We start from the raw sequence: 20,027 nt of genomic DNA, 5'->3' as shown, positions 1-20,027 counted from the left end.
AAGCGACATGTTTATACCACTGGCAGAATTGCCGTGGTAAAACTCTTGACAGTTTTACCAATTTGGGTTTCAAAATTGTCTGGCTTACGTTGGGTAAAACGTTTTTAGCAGGATGTTTACCATTTGATATCGAAAGGTTCGTTTATGTCCCATACCGCCGCTCCCAAGGTTGCTTTTATTTTCGATTGCGATGGCACGCTGGTAAATAGCACCCCCGTCTGGGGTTATGCGCAGCCCGAGTTATTGCACCGTCACGGGATCGACGTGACCGTGGATGACTTTGCCCAATTTGAGCACCTGTCACTGGAGGACGAGTGCCAGGCTTACCACGACACGTGGGGCATTGGGGCGAATGGCGAGGAGCTCTACCGTGAGCTGAGCGACATCCTGATCGATGGCTACTCTAAGGTGCCGCCGCGCGAGGGGCTCCTGGCATTTTTGGAGCAGGCGAAGGCGGCGGGCATTGCCATGTGCGTGGCTACGTCCACGCCGGCCGAGCTGGTGCAGTCCGCGCTCGCTGGTGCCGGGCTCGACGCTTACATGGAGTTTGTTACCACGACGGGCGAGGCGGGACGCTCCAAACAGTTCCCCGATGTGTACGAGCTGGCGCTGCGCCGCCTGGAGGAGCGTCATGGGTGCAAGTTTGAGCGCGCGTGGGTGTTTGAGGACGCGGTATTTGGCCTTAAGAGCTCTGGGGTCGCCGGCTTTAAGCGTGTGGGTATTTATGACCCGCACGGCCGCATGAAGCGCGACGACGTACGCGCCAACTGCGATATCTTTATCGACAGCTACGAGGAGCTGGATCTGGCCCGCGTGCTTTCGTTTGAGGGCTAGGCGAGGGCTGTGGCTTGTAAAGTACTTGTAGTCTGCGGCTCGCCCGTGGTGGCGAGCGCGGATTTGTTGCGTAGGCTAGCGGGGGCGTGCGACCACGTTGTCGCCGTGGACCGCGGACTCGACGCGCTACTGGGCGCGGGGCTGGGCTGCGACGTGTATGTGGGAGATGCTGACACGGTGAGCGATGCGGGTCGCGCGCTGGTCGATGCCGCCACCAACTTTGATGTTGAGCGCCATGATCCGTATAAGGACTATACCGATCTGGCGCTGGCGCTCGATTCCGTCCGCCGTCGCTGGCCGGGTGCCGAAGTGGTTGCGACCTGCGCCACCGGCGGCCGTCCCGATATGGCACTTTCCGTGCTGGGACTGCTCGCGGGCTACGAAGATGCCCCTGTCTGGATTGCCGAGGACAAGGTGATCGCCCGTATCCTTCACGCAGGCGAATCGTGGACCATCGAAGGCGCCGAAGGAAAGACCTTCTCCATCATCGCAATCGCCCCTAACACCAAGGTCAGCGAACACGGCCTAGAATGGGAACTCGATCACGCCCAGCTAGCTCTACTAGCGGACACCGGCATCAGCAACGTCGTCCGGGGCACGGCAACCATTCAAGTTCACGCCGGCACCGCTATCGCTTACCTCTACAAGTAAGGTCTATCGCATCAGGGTTTTATCCACCGTCCAAGGAAAACGCGTAAGGCGGTAAATCAATCCAAAATTCCCCTTGCATCCCCGAAGATCTTCCCCTATAGTACTACCTCGTCACGGGGGCGTAGCTCAGCTGGGAGAGCGCTTGACTGGCAGTCAAGAGGTCAGGGGTTCGATTCCCCTCGTCTCCACCATCGTGAATTCAAAGGCCTTCGGTATCCCGAAGGCCTTTTTTCATGCCAAAATATCTCGCGCCGCAAACCCCACCTACGCCAACAAAAAGTTGCACAATTTATTTCCCATCTCTGTACATAGTTTGTTAGACAAACGCAATTACCAGTGCAGCTCGCCGTTCCATTTGTGCTTCAAGATCACCCTTAATCACCGCTAGCACCCCAATAACCTGCATCAATGTGAACAACATCCCAAAACAACCCCCTTAAGCACGCCAAATGAACGATATGTTGTCCGACGCAGCCCAAATCAGTTTCGCTACCAGCTTGTGCTAGGATACCTAATGTTACATGAGTTCAACTGCGCTCACGGCTCCAGCAAGTCGCAAAGCGCAGGGTCGATCAGCATCCGGCCGTAACGGCGGTGCCAGAAACACCACGAGCTCCAATATCGATTGCCATACTCGATTTTGCATTAGTTTTTGTGGCTATTTATAAGTTCGCATTACGCGTGCAATAAGTTGGTATGGCAAACCACATCAGTCCTACAGCTGTTTGCGTGCGGTCCAGTTTTGTTCCCGCTTGACTGGTTCGCACGCAGCCAGCTGGGGATGCGGTCTTTTTGCGATACACGTCCGCGTCTCTAGCAACTGCATTTGTACATACCGTTCACGGTGGGGCAGAGCCACGCGCTTGTCTAACTGGGCTCAGGGTTTGAATATGGAGCGCCTTTGCGCACAAGCGCCCTGGCGAAGCCATACCCAAACCCCGTTAGCCACACGTATGACAGCAAGGGGGTGGTGCTCGTGTGGTATGTGATTCAGGTCATTAACGGTCGCGAAAATGTAATGCGCGAGCGCATAGAGCGTATGGTGCCGGCGAGCGCCATGCAGGAGCTCTTTTATCCCCAATTTCAAACCGAGATCAAAGTTCACGGCAAATGGGTCAGAACGACCAAGCCGCTCTTTCCCGGTTATCTCATCTGCGATACGGCAGATCCCCGCACCGTGCAACAGTGTCTGCTGCGCATGGACGACTTTGCCCGGGTGCTTGCCCAGGACGGTCAGTTTGTGCCGCTGGCAAAAGAAGAGACCCAGCTCATTGGCAGCTTTACCCATAAGGGAGACAGGGTAGTGCCCATGAGCGAGGCCTTAAAGGACGGCGACCAGGTTGTAGTGACGGCTGGTCCGCTGCTGGGCCACGAAGGCCTAATAAAAACCATTAACAGACGCAAGAGCACTGCCTTTTTGGAGCTCGACTTGTGCGGCCGACGCGTAACCACCCGCGTTGGCCTTGCGGTGCTTTCAAAAGAGCAGCGCGTTATGCGCAATCACAGAAGAGCGATCGCCTAGCTGCAAGCTCGCAAGCGGACGACCGAAGGCAAAAAGTATCGGGGGAGGGGCTCTTGGAGCCTACGATGATGACCATGGCACAGGGCGCGCGGGAGACGCGCACGGCCGCCACGGCGAATTCCGTCACTGCCGCAGCCGGTGCTGCGGGGGATTACCTTACAAACGAAGAAGCGTACAAGATGCTGCGCGGTGCCAACTCCGGCGTGAAGCCCGAGCTTGGGCACAGGCTCTACCGCGTTGTTAAGCGTACGGTGGACATTGTCGCCGCCGGCGGAGCCCTGGTGTTGCTCTTTATTCCCGGGGTAATTCTGAGCGTGGTCATTTGCATAAAGAGCCCGGGCGCCAGCCCCCTATATTCACAGTGGCGCGTGGGCCGCGTGCGCAAAGACGGCACGTTCTACCTGTTTAAGATCTACAAGTTCCGCAGCATGGTTCCCAACGCAGACCAAATGCTCAAGGACTTGCAGGCCCAAAACGAGGCCACTGGCCCCATGTTTAAAATGAAGCACGACCCGCGCATTATTCCCGGTGTGGGTAACTTCATTCGCAAGCACAGCATCGACGAGCTGCCCCAGCTCATCAACGTGTTCTTGGGCCAAATGAACCTCATTGGCCCGCGCCCCGGCCTGCCGCGCGAGGTTGCCCTGTACAGCGAGCACGACATGAAGCGCCTGGCGGTAAAACCCGGCTGCAGCGGTCCTTGGCAGGTAATGGGCCGCAGCCACCTGGGCTTCAACGAAATGGTTGAGCTGGATCTTCACTATATAGAGAATCGCAGCCTGCGCCAGGACCTGCGGTTGATATTCGGCACGCTGAAGACGATGTTCTCTGGGGAAGGTGCCGTGTAGCATGCGCATCGCCATGATAGGCCAAAAGAGAACGGGTTCGCGCGAGGGCGGCGTAGAAGTGGTGGTAGGCGAGCTTGCTCGCCGTATGGCAGACCTTGGTCACCAAGTAACCTGCTACGACCGTATGGGCGAAGGAGCTCCTTCCGAGCCCTACGAGAAGGATGGCTACCGCATCGTTCCCGTAAAGGCTCTGGACATCAAGGGGCTCTCTGCGCTCACGAGCAGCTTTGCCGCAACAAGGGCCGCCATCAAAGACGGGACAGACGTAATTCACTATCACGCAGAGGGGCCGTGCGTCCCCCTTCGTTTTGCGCGTTCCGCGGACATCAGGACCGTGGCAACGATCCACGGCCTGGACTGGCAGCGTGCAAAATGGGGCGGCTTGGCTTCCAAGTACATCAAGTTCGGCGAGGCGACGGCGGCCAAGTGCGCGGATGCGCTCATCGTGCTTTCCCGGGGCAATCAGGAGTACTTCAAGGAGGCTTACGGCCGCGAGGCTACGCTCATTCCCAACGGCATCACTCCCGAGGCGGATCTTCCCGCGAAGGAGATCTCCGAGCGCTTGGGGCTCACCCAGGGCTCCTATGTCCTCTACCTCGGTCGCATTGTGCCCGAGAAGCGACCGGAACTGTTGGTGGAGGCGTACAAGCAGGTAAAGACGGATAAGCGCCTGGTTATCGCGGGCGACTCCTCCGATACGGACGACTACGCCGTGGCGCTCAAAGAGGCTGCCGCGTCCGACCCCCGCGTGCTCTTTACCGGCCACGTTGAGGGCAACCTGCTCTCCGAGCTGTACTCCAACGCGTATTGCTACGCGCTCCCCTCCGACGTTGAGGGCCTGCCCATGAGCTTGCTGGAGGCCATGTCTCACGGTGCGGCATGCGTTACCTCGGATATTCCCGAGTGCGCGGATGTTCTGCAGGGTTGCGGGCTCACGTTCCCACACGGAGACGCGGGGGCGCTGCGCGACGTGCTTGAAGGCCTGATAGCGGATTCTGCCCAAGCGGAGAGGCTGGGCGCCATGGCACGTGACCGCGCGATTAATGGCTATGACTGGAACAGCGTCGTCCAAAGGACGCTTGCTTTGTATGAGGGTGTTGCGTAATGAAGATCCTTCTTGTAAATAAGTTTCATTGGCGCAAGGGTGGAAGCGAGACGTACTACTTTGCTCTTGCCGATGGTCTTCGCGCTCTTGGGCATGAAGTTGCCTTCTTCAGCATGGAGGATGAGCGTAATGAGCCGACTGAGTGGTCGCGTTACTTTGTAACGAATCGCGACTATAACGGACCGAGCTCTATTGTCGATAAGGCGAAGGCCGCGCAGGCACTTGTGTATTCCAAAGAGGCGCGCGAGAAGTTCGATGCGCTGTGCCGTGAATTCCAGCCCGATGTAATCCATCTCAATCTCACTCATAGGCAGATTACGTTTTCCATCTTGGACGCTCCTTGGCTAAAGCAGCATCCAACGCCGGTTGTGTATACCTCGCACGACTTGATTCTTGCTTGCCCGAGCTATCTTATGCTTGATTCCGAGGGCAACGTTTGCGATTCGTGTCTCGGGGGTCATTTTGGCAATTGCCTTAAGAAGAAGTGCGTAAAGGGTTCGATCGCAAAAAGCGCGTTAGCGGTGGCTGAGGCGGAGTGGCTTAAACGGCACAAAACCTATTCACGTCTCAATCGCATCATCTGCCCGAGTGAGTTCATGCGGAACAAGTTTATTGAAGCGGGGCTTCCCGAGCGTCAGCTTGTCCTCATGCGGAATTTCCTGAATCCCGATTCGATGTCACGGGAAGTTGCCAACCAAAATAATGAAGATCCCTACATGCTGTATCTGGGACGCCTTTCTCGCGAGAAAGGCGTGTTAACGCTCGTGCATGCTTTTGAGAAGGCGGCACCGGTGATCCCTGATTGGCGTCTTGTTATTGCAGGCGATGGCCCTGAATGTGATGCTGTGAAGGTCAAAGTGTCCGCAATGCCAAACGAAATAAGCTCGAGGATTGAGCTGGTTGGATATAAAACCGGTGACGCCCTGCGCGGACTTGTGAATCGAGCCACTCTGGCGGCTGCGCCGTCAGAGTGGCTCGAGAACGCGCCATATGCGGTTCTCGAGGCACTCGCCGCGGGCAAGCCCGTTATCGGTACGAACATGGGCGGAATACCCGAGCTGGTACGTGAGGGTGAAACGGGCTTCCTGGCTGAAGCCCACGATGAGGCAGGACTCGCAGATGCAATCCGTAGGGGTGCGGCGGTGGCCGCCGATCCTGCGGCTTACGCCGCGATGAGCGCGCATTGCCGTTCATTCGTGGCAGAGAACTGTAATCAAGAGGAATACATCCGGAATCTCGTCTCCCTGTATCAAGAACTAATTGACCGGAAGGTGGTGGCCTAACCCATGGCCGAGAAGAAACTCAACGGAACCGTAATCGTAACGTACCGCTGCAACGCGCGCTGCACCATGTGCAACCGCTACAAGGCTCCCAGCCGTCCGGAGGAGGAGCTCTCCCTCGACGTGATCAAGAAGCTCCCGCGCATGTACTTCACCAACATCACCGGTGGCGAGCCCTTCATCAGGACCGACCTTGCGGATATCGTGCGCGAGCTGTACAAGAAGTCCGACCGCATCGTCATCTCCACCAACGGCTTCTTCACCGACCGCATCATCGCCCTTGCCGAGGAATTCCCCCAGGTGGGAATCCGCATCTCCATCGAGGGTCTGCAGCAGACCAACGATGAGATCCGCGGTCTCCAGAACGGCTTCAACCGCGGCTACGAGACGCTCAAGAAGCTCGTGGAAATGAAGCACCCGGACGTGGGCTTTGGCATGACGGTGCAGGATCGCAACGCTGCGGACTTGGTGCCGCTGTACAAGCTTTCCGACGAGCTCGGCATGGAGTTCGCCACCGCCAGCCTGCACAACAGCTTCTACTTTGTCGAGGCGAAGAACATCATCAAGGACCGTCCCATGGTGGCCCAGAACTTCGAGGACCTGGTAAACGAGCTCCTCAAGTCCAACGAGCCCAAGAAGTGGTTCCGCGCGTACTTCAACATGGGCCTCATCAACTACATCTATGGGCAGAAGCGCCTGCTCCCGTGCGATATGGCGTTCGACACGTTCTTCATCGACCCCTACGGCGACGTCATGCCCTGCAACGGCACCAAGGAGAAGCTCGTTATGGGCAACCTTAACGACGAGTCTTGGGATGAGCTGTGGGAGAGCGCCCAGGCCGAGAAAGTGCGCGGCTGCGTGCGCCACTGCGACCGCAACTGCTGGATGATCGGCTCCGTGTCTCCTGCCATGCACAAGTACATCTGGAAACCCGCGTCGTGGGTGCTGGCGCACAAGCTCAAGCCCGGCAAGAAGTTCGACATGCACGAGCTCCCCATCGTGCGCGACTACGAGTCGGGCAAGGTGACGAAGGAGGAGCTGGACGCTCTTTCCACCTGCGACATGCACGCCGCGATCAACGACGGCCTTTCCGACGCAAGCCGAGCCGACGCGCACGTGTACGAGACTGAGGAGGCGCTGTAGTGCAGCCGGGTGGAAAAATCGAATGCAAAAATTCAGAAATAGCGGTTGCTCGATATCAATCGGAGGAAACACGTGAAAGTATCCTGCATAACCAGGCACGCAATCTCTAATTATGGCTCCCTGCTCCAGGCATATGCGACACAACGAGCGGTAGAGAGCTTGGGGCATGAGTTCGAGATTATGGACTATGTACCTGCTTGTGAGGACGTATCCCAGCAGGTGAGGACGCTTCTTTCGACAAAGCCGTCCTGGAACGGGAACCCGTTGAAGAAGTCTGTCTACAGACTTCTGATGGAGCCTGAGACAAGGGTGGCGGGCAAGCGGTTTGCGCGTGAGCGTTCCCAGCTGCTTAAGATGAGCCCTCACTATGCATCCCTGGAGGAGCTGAAGGCTAATCCGCCCAAGGCCGATGTCTATATGACTGGAAGCGATCAGGTGTGGGGTCCCATCAGCTCGGGCGCATACGACCTGTCATACGCGCTTGAGTTTGCTCCCGAGGGCGCAAGGCGCATCTCATATGCGGCAAGCTTTGGTAAGAAGAATATCCCGGATAGCGTGCGCCCCAGGTTTCTCGAGGACCTTCGAGCATATGAGGCCGTGTTCGTACGCGAGGATGCCGCGCGCGAGCAGCTTGCCTCGTGGGGCATAGAGGCCGGACAGGTTGTCGATCCCACGCTGCTGCTTGATGGCGAGGCGTGGAGAAGGATGGCGGCACCTGCCCCGAAGGGCGAATACATCCTCGTCTACCAGATTCACAGCGACCCGACGGTGGGGCAGTACGCCGTGAAGGTTGCCAAAAAGCTTGGCTTGCCCCTGATACGGATCTCCGCAAGCCTGCACCAGGCCTCACGCGAGGGCAAGTTCAAGTGGCTGCCGACGCTTGCTGAGTTTCTCTCGTATGTCGACAACGCAGCATGCCTAGTCACGGACTCGTTCCACGGTACGGCTTTTGCCATAAATCTCAATACGCCGCTGGTAGAAGTGCTGCCCAAGAACGGAACCTCGAGCAGGAACGTGAGTATTCTGCGACTCACGGACCTCACGGACAGAGTGCTTCAGAATCTAGATGATGTCGAGTTAGCATCCAAGCAGATTGACTTTGGTCGGGTCAACGACGTGATGGGTGCGGAGAGGGAGAAGTCCCTAGCGCAGCTCAAGAGCATGATTGAGGAGTAGGGCATTGTCAAACGTTGGCACTAGGACGGTATGCAAGAAGGATATGTGCGCTGGCTGTATGGCCTGCGTCGATTCATGCCGACATGGAGCGATTGCCATTGAGGATACGATTGAGGCGTATAACGCCCGTATTGATCCTACAAGGTGCGTGGGATGTGGACTGTGCGAGAAAACGTGTCCCCAGATGGTATCCCCATCTTCGTTGCGTCCTCTCGAGTGGCTACAGGGGTGGGCGAAAGATACATCGCTCAGAATGTCATCTTCGTCCGGGGGTCTGGCTACGGCCATCTCGGAGGCGTTTGTGGCGTCAAATGGATTAGTGTGTTCATGTGCACAGGAGGGCGGTGAGTTCCGGTTCCACCTCACTTCTGATGCGGATTACTTGAGGAGGGCCCAAGGCTCCAAATACGTCAAAAGCAATCCGCTTGGTGCGTACCGCGAGGTTAGGGAGGCCCTGCAAGGTGGTCAAAGGGTTCTCTTTATCGGTCTTCCTTGTCAGGTTGCTGCGATGCGTAACTTCGTTGGAAGCCGTTTAGCCGATTCCCTTTACACCATCGACCTTATCTGTCATGGTTCACCGTCCCCCAAGGTCCTGAGCCGATTCTTGGAAGAGACAGGTAACAACCTGTCTAATGAGCTGATACTGGACTTTCGAAAGAAAGTCCAGTTTCAGCTCCGCTATCGCGGAGCTGAAACTGTGGGTAGGACGGGTGTCCGCGATCGCTACTCGATTGCTTTCCTCTCGGGTTTACCGTATACGGAAGGCTGCTACTCCTGCCGCTACGCCAAGGGTGATCGTGTCTCCGATATTACGCTTGGCGATTCATGGGGTAGCGAGCTTTCTGATGAGGTCGCGAACGGGATATCCCTCGCACTTGTGCAGACAGACAAGGGTCGAGAACTGTTAGAAATGACGGACCTTGAGCTTTTGCCGGTTGATCCTGGTCTAGCTGTGGCCAACAATGAACAGCTTCAACGTCCTTCGACGAAGCCTATAGAAAGAAATACCTTTATGGACGGCTTTCGTAACGGGGTACGGGTTAACCGACTCGTTCTCAGGGCGAGGCCAAAAGACTGCGCCAAGTACTTGGTCAAGGATATACTGCTTGCACTGGGTTTGCTCAGGGGTTAACACATCGAGAGCGTTTGCTTTAGGCATTAATGATAAGGTAATCCATATGTTGAGTAATTCCAAGGTGCCAAAGTGCGTCGTATTAATGGCGTCATACAACGGCATCCCATTTATTTCAGAACAAATTGACAGCATTCTCTCGCAGGCTGAAGTTGACGTACGTCTTTTTGTCCGTGATGACGGGTCATCTGATGGTACTCGTGATCTTCTGCAGCGCTATGCAGATGAGGGCAGTCTGACTTTGTTAACAGGAGAAAACCTAGGACCTGCTTTAGGGTTTTTGACGTTGTTGCGGAATGCTCCCGAAGCTGATTACTATGCGTTTTCCGACCAAGATGATATTTGGGATAGCGATAAACTGATAACTGCGATTAAACAGCTTAAGAAGCAGGAGAATTTGGCTCTTTATCATTGCAATTCAAGACTTGTAGATTCAGCTGGTAATGAGATGGGCCGGTTAACCTATGGGCAACAAAGGTGCATATCTTATCGAGATAACGACCCTCTCAACCAGCTTTGCATTGGGTCACCTATGGGATGTACGCAAGTATTTGATAGGCGTATTTGGGAAGTTGTTTGCTTGCATGAGCTGCCCCATCCCGTCATCATGCATGATAAGCTGATAGCTAATCTATGCGTGCTGCTGGGTTATCGGATTGTTTTCGATGCTTCTCCTCATATGGGATATCGCCAGCATGGTCGTAATGTGGTCGGTGTGAGTACTGATTTACCATCTAAAGTGATTGAGAAAATCAATAGTTTTTGTCATCCGCGAGAGATTACTCTTGCAAAGCAAGTTACTGGACTTCTTTCAACTTATTCCGACTGCATTCTTCCTCCAGAGCGTGCTCTTGGAGAGTTGGTATCGAAAATGGACGCTTCTTTCATGGCTAGGTGCAGGGTTTCTTTCTCTTCGAGGCTGAATTTCGGCAGTCTACAAGAGGGCCTTTTCAATAGATCTCTCCTCTTGTTTGGGAAGCGATGATATGAGTAAAAGCATCCCCAAACCGCACAATAGTGGGTACGTCCTAGCGCTTGCCTTTTGCGACTATCTCAAGGACAAGACCGGCACCCCAAAGGCTATTATGGCGAGTCAGCAGGCCATGGCGTCGCACGGCATAAGTTACGTCTATCTCCACTCGGTTAAGAAGACCCTGTTCAGGGACGACCAGATGCTATTTTGCGAATTCGGGGTTACGGTCGACGGGGTGGAGGCTGGTGTTTTCAGTATTGCCCAGGTGTGCGAGGCCCTTTGCAGCTGGCAAAAAAGCGGCTTCAGCCTTCTTGAGCTTCATATCCACCACCTTCTGTACGTGAGCCTTGAGAAAGTCTCCGAACTGCTAAAAGTTACAGGCAAAACACCGGTCAGGGCCTTTCTCCACGACTATTACCTGTGTTGTACAAGCTATAACCTCCAAAATAGGAGCGGCTTTTGTGACAGCTCAAGGCTCGGCGACGCTCCCTGCGAGAAATGCCCCCACTTCAGTAACAGCCTTCGTGTGGAGTCGAAGATCCAAGGGCTGTTTGACTCCATCAAAAATCTCCGTTTTGTTGCACCTTCGACCTATACGAAGAATCGGTTTCTCTCATTCAGGCCCCAATACGAGGGCCTTGTTGATGTAATACCGCACCAAAAGCTGCTTGGAGAGTATCTGGGCAACAGACGTCCTCTGAACGCAGGGGAGCGCATCAGGGTTGCCTTTCTGGGGATGCCGAGGAAGACAAAGGGCTGGGAGACCTGGCTTCGCCTCGTATCTGCGGTCGATGAACAAGAGTACGAGTTCTTCGTCTTCAACAGCTCGAACGATATGTATCCAGGGATGAACAAGCGGTTTGTCGAATTTGATGAGAAGCACCCAAATGCCATGACCGACTCTCTCAGGGAGTGCGAGATTGCCATCGTTGTCATGTGGCCATCTTGTCCAGAGACCTATAGCTACACCTGTATGGAATCTTACTCCGCAAACGCTTATACGATTTCGAGTGCATGTGCAGGCAATGTCGCCGACTTTGTCGTTGAGCATGGGTCCGGTTTGGTGCTGAATAACGAGGAGGAGCTAATCGGGCTGTTTAGGGATAAGAGCCGGCTTATCAGGGAGGTCAATCGTTTCAGGAGCGGAAAGCCTGGTCCGCTCGATCTTGTCGATTCAGATGAGATCGTAGACCTGCTTCCATGCTCCTCGGTAGGTCTCAACACGGGAGTTCACATGCACACGAGGCTGATTGAACGTGTGCTGCTGGAGGTACTCAATGCAAGATCATAGGCATGCGAGGCTCGTTATAAATAAAGCGGAGGAGCGGGCTGGTCGAAGAGGTCGTTGCTATCTCCCTAATAAGCAAGGCGTTCTAACCGTTTGCATGGGTGACCTGGCGGATGCGACGATCGTTATAGGTATCTTGGCGCAGGTTTTCTTCCTTGAGTACTATGGTCTGGGGCGATACCTCAACTGGGTAATTACCGGCATGATTTGCGTGAGGGCGCTCTTCTCCGGATGGAAATATAGCGGTAGAGCGCTACTACTTGGGCTGATTACCGTTGCAGGGTGGCTGTCTGGTGCCCTCTTGGGTGGCAATATGGAAACGTTTAGGGCGAATATTTTGCTGCTCCTCTACCCGTTTGTCTATACGCTTTACTTCTTTCTTTTGGTCACTAACAAGAGGGATTTTCTTCTTGGACTCTTTGATACAGGTTTTCCGGTCTTCAACGCCATATTGCTTCTCAATATGGCGATCATGTTTATCCAGTACTCTACCCATGGGATGATCGCTGCGACAACGAACGACATCAGTTACTTCGAGGACAATATCTCCGGCCTGTTCTCTTATGCGTCCGTCCATGCGGTGGCCCTTTACACTTCATTCGTCGTGCTCTACAACTTCGTCTGGATTAGGAGGCTTCGGGGTCCTCTCTGGCCATCCCTTGCCATCGCTTACAACGTCTGCCTTATCGTCCTGTCCTTCTATCTTGCGACACTCAACGATAATAAGGCGCTCTTCATAATCCTTCCTCTCGTTTTAGTGATGTTCTGGCTTATTTCAGTCATGAGAGGAGAAGCGGATGTTTCGGGTCCCTTCTTTTGGCTTGTCGCCTTGTATTTTATCCTGACAATTGCATACGCCTTGGTGCCTGCGTTCCAGATCCTCGTGGATACGCAAGTGTTTGGTCTGTTCGATATGGTTGGCAGTTCAGCTTCCGTCGGTACTGCTGCCGACGGCAGTAACGAGAGGATTGCTATCATCGGCTTCGCTCTCTTGAGACCGGCTACATGGAGTCTCGGAGAGGGTCTTGGAGCCTCAAGCTTCTACGCGTCCGGGTTCATGTCGTTTAACCACTTTGGTCAAGCGGATATGGGGTCTTTCTTGATTCTCATGGGGGTTTGGGAGACGGCAGCGTATGTAGCGTTTTTCCATTCCGTGGTTAGTGAGTTTATGGAGCAGGAAAAAGGATCTAATGGCCGGATTGTTCGTTTGCTCCTTTTGCTAACAATTCTTATTACCTTTCTGTATACGCAGTGCTTTACAAGGGTGAACTGCTGCTTGTGCCTACTGCTGCTCTGTGGAGCGCTGGCTTGGTCGTGGAATTCCTCGGCTGCAGACTATTTGATTATTGATAGAGACGAAGAACAGGTTTGAACATGAAAATAGGCATTTCCACATTTACGCATGGGGACAACTATGGGCAGAGGCTCCAGAACCTTGCTGTCCAAGAAACTCTCAAACTCTCGGGTGCAGATGTCCTTACGTTCAGACAGAAGGACTCGAGATCTGCCAAATACAAGCTCAAGTCTTTGGCTTCGCTCATTCCAAAGGGGCTTGCCGTTGCCCACATCCAGAGGCATCGTTCGTTTGAGGATTTCAATTCCCGTAACATTTCCTTTAGCCGGGAGGTTATATCTGATTCCAACCCTCCACGTGACATTAAATCCTATGACTTTTTCGTTGCTGGGAGCGACCAAGTTTGGTCTCCGTATTCCCCTGACGCTAACTCCACTATGTTTCTCACGTTTTCGCCAAGAGAAAAGCGCATTGCTTTTTCGCCAAGCTTGGCAGCTCCGACGATTCCCGAGGAGAAGCGTGAGCTGTTCCACGGCTATTTCGACGGGTTTGATAGGCTGTCCGTTCGTGAGCAGAAGAGCGCCGAGCTTATAAACAGTCTGTACGGCTTAAAGGCCGAGGTGTTGATTGACCCAACACTGATGTTTGACGGCTCCTGGTGGGAAAGGTATGAAAAAGAGCCGCACTGCGGGCTTCCAAATGATTATGTATTGACGTACTTCCTCGGGAGTGCAGCTTACGAAGAGAGGGTTGCCGAAATCTGTGATTCACTTAGCTGCAAGAGGGTCGATTTACTAGGGGATGCGCGCTACTACGCCCTCGGGCCTTCAGAGTTCCTCTATGCCGTCCGTCACGCAAAGCTTGTAGCGACAGATTCATATCACGGATCAATTTTCTCGATCTTGTTCGGGAAGCCGCTGATTTATTGCCCTCGTGAGTCCACTGGTCCAGACATGAGCAGCCGATTCGACACGCTAGCCAGCGAGCTGGGTGTTTCTTTCGTTGAGCGGTCAATTCTTTCCGTATGTAATTCGGAACTGCTCGAGAGTGACTATTCAAAGGCGTATGACAGGTTGGCAGCTCAGAGGAAGATCGTTGTTGAATTCCTCGATAGATGTGGATTGAGCATTCCCTCGGAGGCCGCCCGTGGCTAGCCAGCGTAAGGCGGGCGCCCTCCTAGGCTACGCCAACATCCTCGCAAAGAACCTCGTCAACCTCGTCTACACGCCGATGCTACTGTCCTACGTGGGGCAGGCGGACTACGGCGTCTTCCAGAGCTCGAACTCCTTTGTCTTCTCGCTGACGCTCCTGTCCTTCGGCTTCTCCGAGGCCTACGTGCGCTTCTACACGCAGACGGTGGCGCACGGCGGCGAGCGCGACATCCGGCACCTGAACGGCATGTACCTCACGCTTTACGTCGCCGTCACAGCCGCGGCGGTCGCCCTCGGCATGGGCTTCTCCGCAAACGCCGGCGCGGTGTTCTCGGCCGGGTTCACCGAGGCGCAGGTCTCGCTCGCCCGGGAGCTGCTCGCCATCATGACGCTCAACGTCGCCTCGACGTTGTTCACCGTCGTGTTCAATTCCTACATCACGGCGCACGAGCGCTTCGTCTACCAGCAGACCAGGCAGCTCGTCACCACGCTTGCGACGCCGCTGTGCGCCTGGGCCCTGCTGGCCGCCGGTATGGGGCCCGTGGGCGTTGCCCTAGCACAGCTCGCGGTGAACCTCGTCCTGCTCGCCCTCAACGCGCGCTACGCCATCGTCGTGCTGGGCATGCGCTTCGAGCTCAGGGGTGCCGACTGGGGCGTCATGCGCGGCATCGCCGCCTTCAGTGCCTGGATCTTCGGTAACCAGGTCTGCGAGATGGTCAATCAGAGCGTGCCCAACATCATGCTGGGGGCCATCTCGGGCGCGACTGCGGTATCTCTGTTCGCGGTGGCCGTGAACATCCGCCAGGTCTTCTACTCGCTCTCCACCACGATGTCGAACGTCTTCATTCCGAAGGTCAACCGCATCGTCGCCACCTCGGACGACAACGCCGAGCTCACTCGCCTTATGACGCGCGTGGGCCGCTACCAGATGGTACTGTTTTGCTGGGTGTACGGAGGTTTCGCTATTCTCGGGAAGTTTTTCGTGACGAGGTGGGCGGGCCCGGGCTTCGCCGAGGCCTACTGGCTCGTGCTCGCCATGACGCTACCCGTCATGGTGCCCCTCTGTCAGAACGTCGGCATCGAGATCCAGAGGGCCAAGAACATGCACCACGCCAGGAGTCTCGTCTACCTTGCGATGGCGGTCGGGAACGTTGCCTTCACCGCCGCGGCCGCCCCGGCGCTGGGGCCGTGGGCCCCCGCGATCGCCTATGTCGTCAGCATCGTGCTCGGCAACGGACTGTGGATGAACTGGTACTACCAGAAGCGGGTCGGTCTCGACATGCTCTTTTTCTGGAAGCGGAACCTGCCGGTGCTGCTCGCCTGGGCTGCCGTCACCGTCGCCTGCCTCGCTGGCACGGCGGTCCTGCCCGTCAACGGATGGCCCGCGTTCCTCGAGTGGGGCGCCGTTTACAGCGCGCTTTTCGCCATAGCCCTTTGGCTCGCCGTCCTAACGAAGGACGAACGTATCGCGGTCGTCTCTCGTCTCCCGTTCCTTAGATAGGGTCCATCATGAATGATTCCGAGAAATCCCCGAGGGTCGTCTCGCTTGGCGACCGTTGCTGCGGCTGCGGCGCGTGCGCTGCCCGCTGCCCCAAGTCATGCATCTCCATGGAACCCGATGATTGTGGCTTCCTACACCCCACCGTCGACGCCTCCGGGTGCGTAGGCTGCGGGGCGTGCGACGCCGTATGCCCGGCGCTCAACGCCCCTGGGGAGGACGGGTGCGAGTTCGCCCTCTGGGCGAAGGCTCATGACGTCGGCTTACTCGATAGATCGTCGTCGGGCGGCGTGTTCGGTCTACTCGCCGGTGACGCTCTCTCGCGCGGCGGTGTTGTGGCGGGCGCCGCGTGGACGGACGGTTGCCGCGAGCTTCGTCACGTGCTCGTGGAGGACAGGCCGGCGCTCGGCGCCGTTATGCGCTCGAAATACGTTCAGAGCGCGGTTGGCCGCGGCGTCTTCGAGGGCGTCCGCGCTGCCCTGCGTGAAGGCAGGCCGGCGCTCTTTGCCGGTACTGCATGCCAGGTGGCTGGCATGCGCTCATACCTGGGGAAACTCGCCGACTCTGACCTCTTCCTCGGCGTCGACGTCATCTGCCACGGTGTTCCGTCTCCAGAGCTCTGGTCGCGCTGGGTCGACTACCGTGGTGAGGCCTTCGGGTCGGACGTCTGCGACGTCAATATGCGGAGTAAGACAACCGGATGGTTGTCTTACTCCGCTATGTACAAGCACATAGCGGAGAAAGACAACACCGGGGACACCGAGTCCCAGATATTCGGCAAAGACTGGTACATGAAAGCGTTTCTGGCCAATGCGAGCCTTCGTTCGTCCTGTCTGGCATGTCCAGCAAAGCGCTCCAGCGGCGCCGATATCACGCTCGGTGATTTCTGGGGGTTCCAGAATACCCATCCCGAGGTCGACAACTCCAAGGGCGTATCTGCCGTCCTATGCAATACCGAGAAGGGCGTGCGGGCATTCGAGGCTATTTCTGGGCTTACTGCAAACGGTCCGGCGACGCTTGATGGGGTAATCGCGGGCAACCCTAGCCTCGTCCATTCTGTCACGCCTTATCCAAAGCGCGACGAGTTCTTGAACGACGTGTCTGCCGGGCTTTCCATCCCAGATCTCATGGACAAGTGGGATTTCCGTCCCACTCTCTGGCAGCGTGTCCGCGGCAAGCTTGGTGGTATTAAACGACGACTAAAGAGACTCGTTGGAAGGAGAGCCTAGATGGCCAAGGATCGCTACCTTCAAGCTCTTCGTGGGCTTGCGATTTCCGCAGTGGTGCTTATCCACTGTCTTCCTCAATGTGCCGCGTCGGTCGCCATTCGCCCATTCCTCAACTTTTCTGTTGCGTTGTTCTTGTTTTTATCCGGTGTTCTTACCGACGAGCGCAAATTTAATGCGGGGGGGGTCTTCGACGCCGCATTAGCAAGGTTGCCGGACCTTATGCGTTCTGGAGCGTTATCTATCTTGCGGCGTTTCCCGCCCTTCATGGGCGTCTGGGTTTCTGGCGTTCGCCGTGGGCTCCGTATCGGCTCAGATGTACTATCTATTGGTCTATTCACAGCTTGTGCTGCTTACTCCGGTACTGTTCAGGCTCCTTTCACGGTATAGGTTCTTTGTCTATTGTGTGACACCGGCTTGCTTGCTTCTAAGGGAGCTCGCTGCCGTTGCCGGTATCGCATTGCCTCTAATACAGGTTTTCTGCCCCATGTGGCTCATCTTTTATGTTTTCGGTCTCGACTGGAGGCGTTGGGCTGCGCTCATTGAAGGACGAACCACTCAGCTTGTTGCAGTGCTCTTTATATTTTTAATAATTCAGGAGGTCGCAGGCTTCTGGTGGTATTTGACTGGCGATTTCAATATGGCCACAACTCAGCTTAAGCTCGGTTCTGCCGCGACCTCTTTAGCTGTGATCGCGCTTCTTATGGCGGTTCCGGGATCATTCAAGTCGCGATTATCTTCTACTTTGCTTGTTGACCTTGGGAACGCCTCTTTTGGAATCTACCTCTGCCATATACTTGTTCTCAAGGCCGTTTGGAAACTGCTTGGATTATTCGTCATTCCACTTGGTGTTTCGACATTTGCTGTTTGGGCGCTAACTCTTGCCGGATCTTATTCGCTTGTATCACTTTGCGGTCGTTATTTGCCCGAACGAATTCACATCATTGTGGGATTATAAATTGATTTTCGATACTGGCGCTTTTCATAGCGTTGAAGCAAAGTGAGTCCATTACCAACATTTGGCACGCGATCATCGGTGAAGATACCGGACTTCCTGTTTTCGAACGAGAAGATGACTTTTTACTCAAAATGGCTGATTGGATTAACCAACCTGAAATAACCGGAATCAATCTCCCTTGGTCGAGCATCGAAAAATGGAAGGGGCAATTCAGGTAGCCATATTCCGCAGTCATTACCTTGCCTATTTCGTTAAGAATGAGGGGGTTTAGCAAAATAGGATACCCAAGTCTTATTTATCACTCGATCTAAAGCGCATTTCGATTGTAGAGGACAGATTAAATGAAAGGCATCATCCTCGCGGGCGGGTCCGGCACGCGACTGTACCCGCTCACTCTCGTGACCTCCAAGCAGCTGCTGCCGGTCTACGACAAGCCCATGATCTACTACCCGCTGTCCACGCTCATGCTGGCGGGCATCAAGGACATCCTGGTCATCTCCACGCCGACCGACCTGCCCAACTTCCAGCGCCTGCTGGGCGACGGCTCGCGCTTCGGCGTGAACCTCTCCTACGCCGAGCAGCCCTCGCCGGACGGCCTGGCGCAGGCCTTCACCATCGGCGAGGAGTTCATCGGCGGCGAGCCCTGCGCGCTCGTGCTGGGCGACAACATCTTCTACGGCAACGGCCTGTCGCGCCACCTGACGCGCGCCGTCCAGAACGCCGAGTCGGGCCGCGCCACGGTCTTCGGCTACCACGTGGACGACCCCGAGCGCTTCGGCGTCGTGGAGTTCGACGGCGAGGGGAGGGCCGTCTCCATCGAGGAGAAGCCCGCCGAGCCCAAGAGCTCCTACGCCGTCACCGGCCTGTACTTCTACCCGGGCGACGTGTCCTCCCGCGCCGCCGAGGTGAAGCCCTCCGCACGCGGCGAGCTGGAGATCACCACGCTCAACCAGATGTATCTGGAGGAGGGGACGCTCTCCGTGGTGACCCTCGGCCGCGGCTACGCGTGGCTGGACACCGGCACCATGGAGTCGCTCCACGAGGCGGCGGAGTTCGTCCGCGCCGTCGAGCACTCCCAGGACCTACCGGTCTCGGTGCCCGAGGAGATCGCCTGGGAGAACGGCTGGATCACGACCGCCGAGCTGGAGGAGGCGGCCAAGGCCTACGGCAAGTCGGTCTACGGTCGGCACCTGAAGAAGGTCGCCGCCGGCGAGATCGTCAACAGCCCGCGCGAGTACTAGGAGGAACCCCTCATGTCTGAGATCTTCGAACCCAAGAACATCATCGTCACGGGCGGCTGCGGCTTCATCGGCAGCAACTTCGTGCACTATGTGGTCAACAACCACCCGGGCGTCCACGTGACCGTCCTGGACAAGCTGACCTACGCCGGCAACCCCGAGAACATCTCCGGGCTGCCGTCGGACCGCGTGGAGCTCGTCGTCGGCGACATCTGCGACGCCGGGCTGCTCGATAGGATCGTCCCCGGTCACGACGCGATCGTGCACTACGCCGCCGAGAGCCACAACGACAACTCCATCGCCGACCCGGAGCCGTTCCTGCGCACCAACGTCGAGGGCACCTTCCGCCTGCTGGAGGCCGTCCGCAAGCACGGCATCCGCTACCACCACGTCTCCACCGACGAGGTATACGGCGACCTGGCGCTCGACGACCCGGCGAAGTTCACCGAGGAGACGCCGTACCGCCCGTCCTCGCCGTACAGCTCCACCAAGGCGTCCTCCGACATGCTCGTGCGCGCCTGGACCCGCACCTACGGGCTGCGAACCACCATCTCCAACTGCTCCAACAACTACGGCCCCTACCAGCACGTGGAGAAGTTCATCCCCAGGCAGATCACCAACATCATCGACGGAGTCCGCCCCAAGCTCTACGGCCGCGGCGAGAACGTCCGCGACTGGATCCACACCGAGGACCACTCCTCGGCCGTCTG

Annotated in this window: 19 protein-coding genes and 1 tRNA gene; all 20 read left to right on the top strand. The window is 56.2% G+C overall.

The window, feature by feature from the left end:
• The first annotated feature begins 144 nt into the window (after positions 1 to 144).
• Complete coding sequence (locus I2F59_RS04270) at positions 145 to 834, top strand: HAD family hydrolase (protein ID WP_195503359.1); 690 nt, start codon at positions 145 to 147, stop codon at positions 832 to 834.
• Between the two features lie 9 nt (positions 835 to 843).
• Complete coding sequence (locus I2F59_RS04265; RefSeq protein ID WP_195503358.1) at positions 844 to 1,485, top strand: thiamine diphosphokinase; 642 nt, start codon at positions 844 to 846, stop codon at positions 1,483 to 1,485.
• Positions 1,486 to 1,600: 115 nt separating this feature from the next.
• Positions 1,601 to 1,676: transfer RNA gene (locus I2F59_RS04260), tRNA-Ala, on the top strand.
• Positions 1,677 to 2,455: 779 nt separating this feature from the next.
• Positions 2,456 to 3,007 carry an antiterminator LoaP gene (gene loaP / locus I2F59_RS04255; protein ID WP_324249580.1) on the top strand — a complete coding sequence of 184 codons (552 nt, stop codon included), beginning with the start codon at positions 2,456 to 2,458 and terminating at the stop codon, positions 3,005 to 3,007.
• A 53-nt stretch (positions 3,008 to 3,060) separates the two neighbouring features.
• On the top strand, positions 3,061 to 3,855 hold the full coding sequence (locus I2F59_RS04250) for a sugar transferase (protein ID WP_198019959.1): 795 nt from the start codon (positions 3,061 to 3,063) through the stop codon (positions 3,853 to 3,855).
• Between the two features lies 1 nt (position 3,856).
• Positions 3,857 to 4,960: a glycosyltransferase family 4 protein gene (locus I2F59_RS04245; RefSeq protein WP_195503356.1), complete on the top strand. Its 1,104-nt coding sequence runs from the start codon at positions 3,857 to 3,859 to the stop codon at positions 4,958 to 4,960.
• Positions 4,960 to 6,243, top strand: a complete 1,284-nt coding sequence (locus I2F59_RS04240; RefSeq protein ID WP_195503355.1) for a glycosyltransferase family 4 protein — start codon at positions 4,960 to 4,962, stop codon at positions 6,241 to 6,243. Before I2F59_RS04245 ends, I2F59_RS04240 begins: the two co-directional genes overlap by 1 nt.
• Positions 6,244 to 6,246: 3 nt before the next feature.
• Complete coding sequence (locus tag I2F59_RS04235) at positions 6,247 to 7,383, top strand: radical SAM protein (protein WP_035138273.1); 1,137 nt, start codon at positions 6,247 to 6,249, stop codon at positions 7,381 to 7,383.
• 72 nt (positions 7,384 to 7,455) lie between these two features.
• Positions 7,456 to 8,559, top strand: a complete 1,104-nt coding sequence (locus I2F59_RS04230) for a polysaccharide pyruvyl transferase family protein (RefSeq protein ID WP_035138275.1) — start codon at positions 7,456 to 7,458, stop codon at positions 8,557 to 8,559.
• A 43-nt stretch (positions 8,560 to 8,602) separates the two neighbouring features.
• On the top strand, positions 8,603 to 9,691 hold the full coding sequence (locus I2F59_RS04225) for a Coenzyme F420 hydrogenase/dehydrogenase, beta subunit C-terminal domain (RefSeq protein ID WP_035138278.1): 1,089 nt from the start codon (positions 8,603 to 8,605) through the stop codon (positions 9,689 to 9,691).
• A 46-nt stretch (positions 9,692 to 9,737) separates the two neighbouring features.
• Positions 9,738 to 10,676 carry a glycosyltransferase gene (locus I2F59_RS04220; protein WP_082421944.1) on the top strand — a complete coding sequence of 313 codons (939 nt, stop codon included), beginning with the start codon at positions 9,738 to 9,740 and terminating at the stop codon, positions 10,674 to 10,676.
• A gap of 1 nt (position 10,677) precedes the next feature.
• A complete protein-coding gene (locus I2F59_RS04215) occupies positions 10,678 to 11,955 on the top strand; it encodes a glycosyltransferase family protein (RefSeq protein WP_055287332.1) in 1,278 nt (425 codons plus the stop codon).
• A gap of 94 nt (positions 11,956 to 12,049) precedes the next feature.
• Positions 12,050 to 13,324, top strand: a complete 1,275-nt coding sequence (locus I2F59_RS04210) for a hypothetical protein (protein ID WP_195503354.1) — start codon at positions 12,050 to 12,052, stop codon at positions 13,322 to 13,324.
• Positions 13,325 to 13,326: 2 nt separating this feature from the next.
• A complete protein-coding gene (locus I2F59_RS04205; protein WP_117774364.1) occupies positions 13,327 to 14,400 on the top strand; it encodes a polysaccharide pyruvyl transferase family protein in 1,074 nt (357 codons plus the stop codon).
• On the top strand, positions 14,393 to 15,898 hold the full coding sequence (locus I2F59_RS04200) for a lipopolysaccharide biosynthesis protein (protein ID WP_052044164.1): 1,506 nt from the start codon (positions 14,393 to 14,395) through the stop codon (positions 15,896 to 15,898). The genes I2F59_RS04205 and I2F59_RS04200 overlap by 8 nt, the downstream gene beginning before the upstream one ends.
• 8 nt (positions 15,899 to 15,906) lie before the next feature.
• Entirely contained in the window at positions 15,907 to 17,124 is a 1,218-nt protein-coding gene (locus I2F59_RS04195) for a Coenzyme F420 hydrogenase/dehydrogenase, beta subunit C-terminal domain (RefSeq protein ID WP_052044165.1), read from the top strand.
• On the top strand, positions 17,125 to 17,511 hold the full coding sequence (locus tag I2F59_RS04190; protein WP_195503353.1) for a hypothetical protein: 387 nt from the start codon (positions 17,125 to 17,127) through the stop codon (positions 17,509 to 17,511). It begins immediately after the preceding gene.
• On the top strand, positions 17,438 to 18,079 hold the full coding sequence (locus tag I2F59_RS04185) for an acyltransferase family protein (protein WP_035138284.1): 642 nt from the start codon (positions 17,438 to 17,440) through the stop codon (positions 18,077 to 18,079). Before I2F59_RS04190 ends, I2F59_RS04185 begins: the two co-directional genes overlap by 74 nt.
• 341 nt (positions 18,080 to 18,420) lie before the next feature.
• Positions 18,421 to 19,320: a glucose-1-phosphate thymidylyltransferase RfbA gene (gene rfbA, locus I2F59_RS04180; protein WP_195503351.1), complete on the top strand. Its 900-nt coding sequence runs from the start codon at positions 18,421 to 18,423 to the stop codon at positions 19,318 to 19,320.
• Positions 19,321 to 19,332: 12 nt separating this feature from the next.
• A partial coding sequence (locus tag I2F59_RS04175) for a dTDP-glucose 4,6-dehydratase (RefSeq protein WP_195503350.1) occupies positions 19,333 to 20,027 on the top strand: 695 nt, incomplete at its 3' end.

Origin of the sequence: Collinsella aerofaciens (assembly GCF_015556945.1) — a bacterium.
Classification (GTDB): domain Bacteria; phylum Actinomycetota; class Coriobacteriia; order Coriobacteriales; family Coriobacteriaceae; genus Collinsella; species Collinsella aerofaciens_AO.
The sequence above is the reverse complement of the archived record's forward strand: the minus strand, read 5'-3'. Positions and strand labels throughout refer to the sequence as shown.

What these genes read in the sequence shown, in the direction of transcription:
- I2F59_RS04270 (WP_195503359.1), top strand. Translation starts at nt 145, where the DNA reads ATGTCCCATACCGCCGCTCCCAAGGTTGCTTTTATTTTCGATTGCGAT.
- I2F59_RS04245 (WP_195503356.1), top strand. Translation starts at nt 3,857, where the DNA reads ATGCGCATCGCCATGATAGGCCAAAAGAGAACGGGTTCGCGCGAGGGC.
- I2F59_RS04240 (WP_195503355.1), top strand. Translation starts at nt 4,960, where the DNA reads ATGAAGATCCTTCTTGTAAATAAGTTTCATTGGCGCAAGGGTGGAAGC.
- I2F59_RS04235 (WP_035138273.1), top strand. Translation starts at nt 6,247, where the DNA reads ATGGCCGAGAAGAAACTCAACGGAACCGTAATCGTAACGTACCGCTGC.
- I2F59_RS04225 (WP_035138278.1), top strand. Translation starts at nt 8,603, where the DNA reads ATGTGCGCTGGCTGTATGGCCTGCGTCGATTCATGCCGACATGGAGCG.
- I2F59_RS04220 (WP_082421944.1), top strand. Translation starts at nt 9,738, where the DNA reads ATGTTGAGTAATTCCAAGGTGCCAAAGTGCGTCGTATTAATGGCGTCA.
- I2F59_RS04215 (WP_055287332.1), top strand. Translation starts at nt 10,678, where the DNA reads ATGAGTAAAAGCATCCCCAAACCGCACAATAGTGGGTACGTCCTAGCG.
- I2F59_RS04210 (WP_195503354.1), top strand. Translation starts at nt 12,050, where the DNA reads ATGGGTGACCTGGCGGATGCGACGATCGTTATAGGTATCTTGGCGCAG.
- I2F59_RS04205 (WP_117774364.1), top strand. Translation starts at nt 13,327, where the DNA reads ATGAAAATAGGCATTTCCACATTTACGCATGGGGACAACTATGGGCAG.
- I2F59_RS04195 (WP_052044165.1), top strand. Translation starts at nt 15,907, where the DNA reads ATGAATGATTCCGAGAAATCCCCGAGGGTCGTCTCGCTTGGCGACCGT.
- I2F59_RS04190 (WP_195503353.1), top strand. Translation starts at nt 17,125, where the DNA reads ATGGCCAAGGATCGCTACCTTCAAGCTCTTCGTGGGCTTGCGATTTCC.
- I2F59_RS04185 (WP_035138284.1), top strand. Translation starts at nt 17,438, where the DNA reads ATGTACTATCTATTGGTCTATTCACAGCTTGTGCTGCTTACTCCGGTA.
- rfbA (WP_195503351.1), top strand. Translation starts at nt 18,421, where the DNA reads ATGAAAGGCATCATCCTCGCGGGCGGGTCCGGCACGCGACTGTACCCG.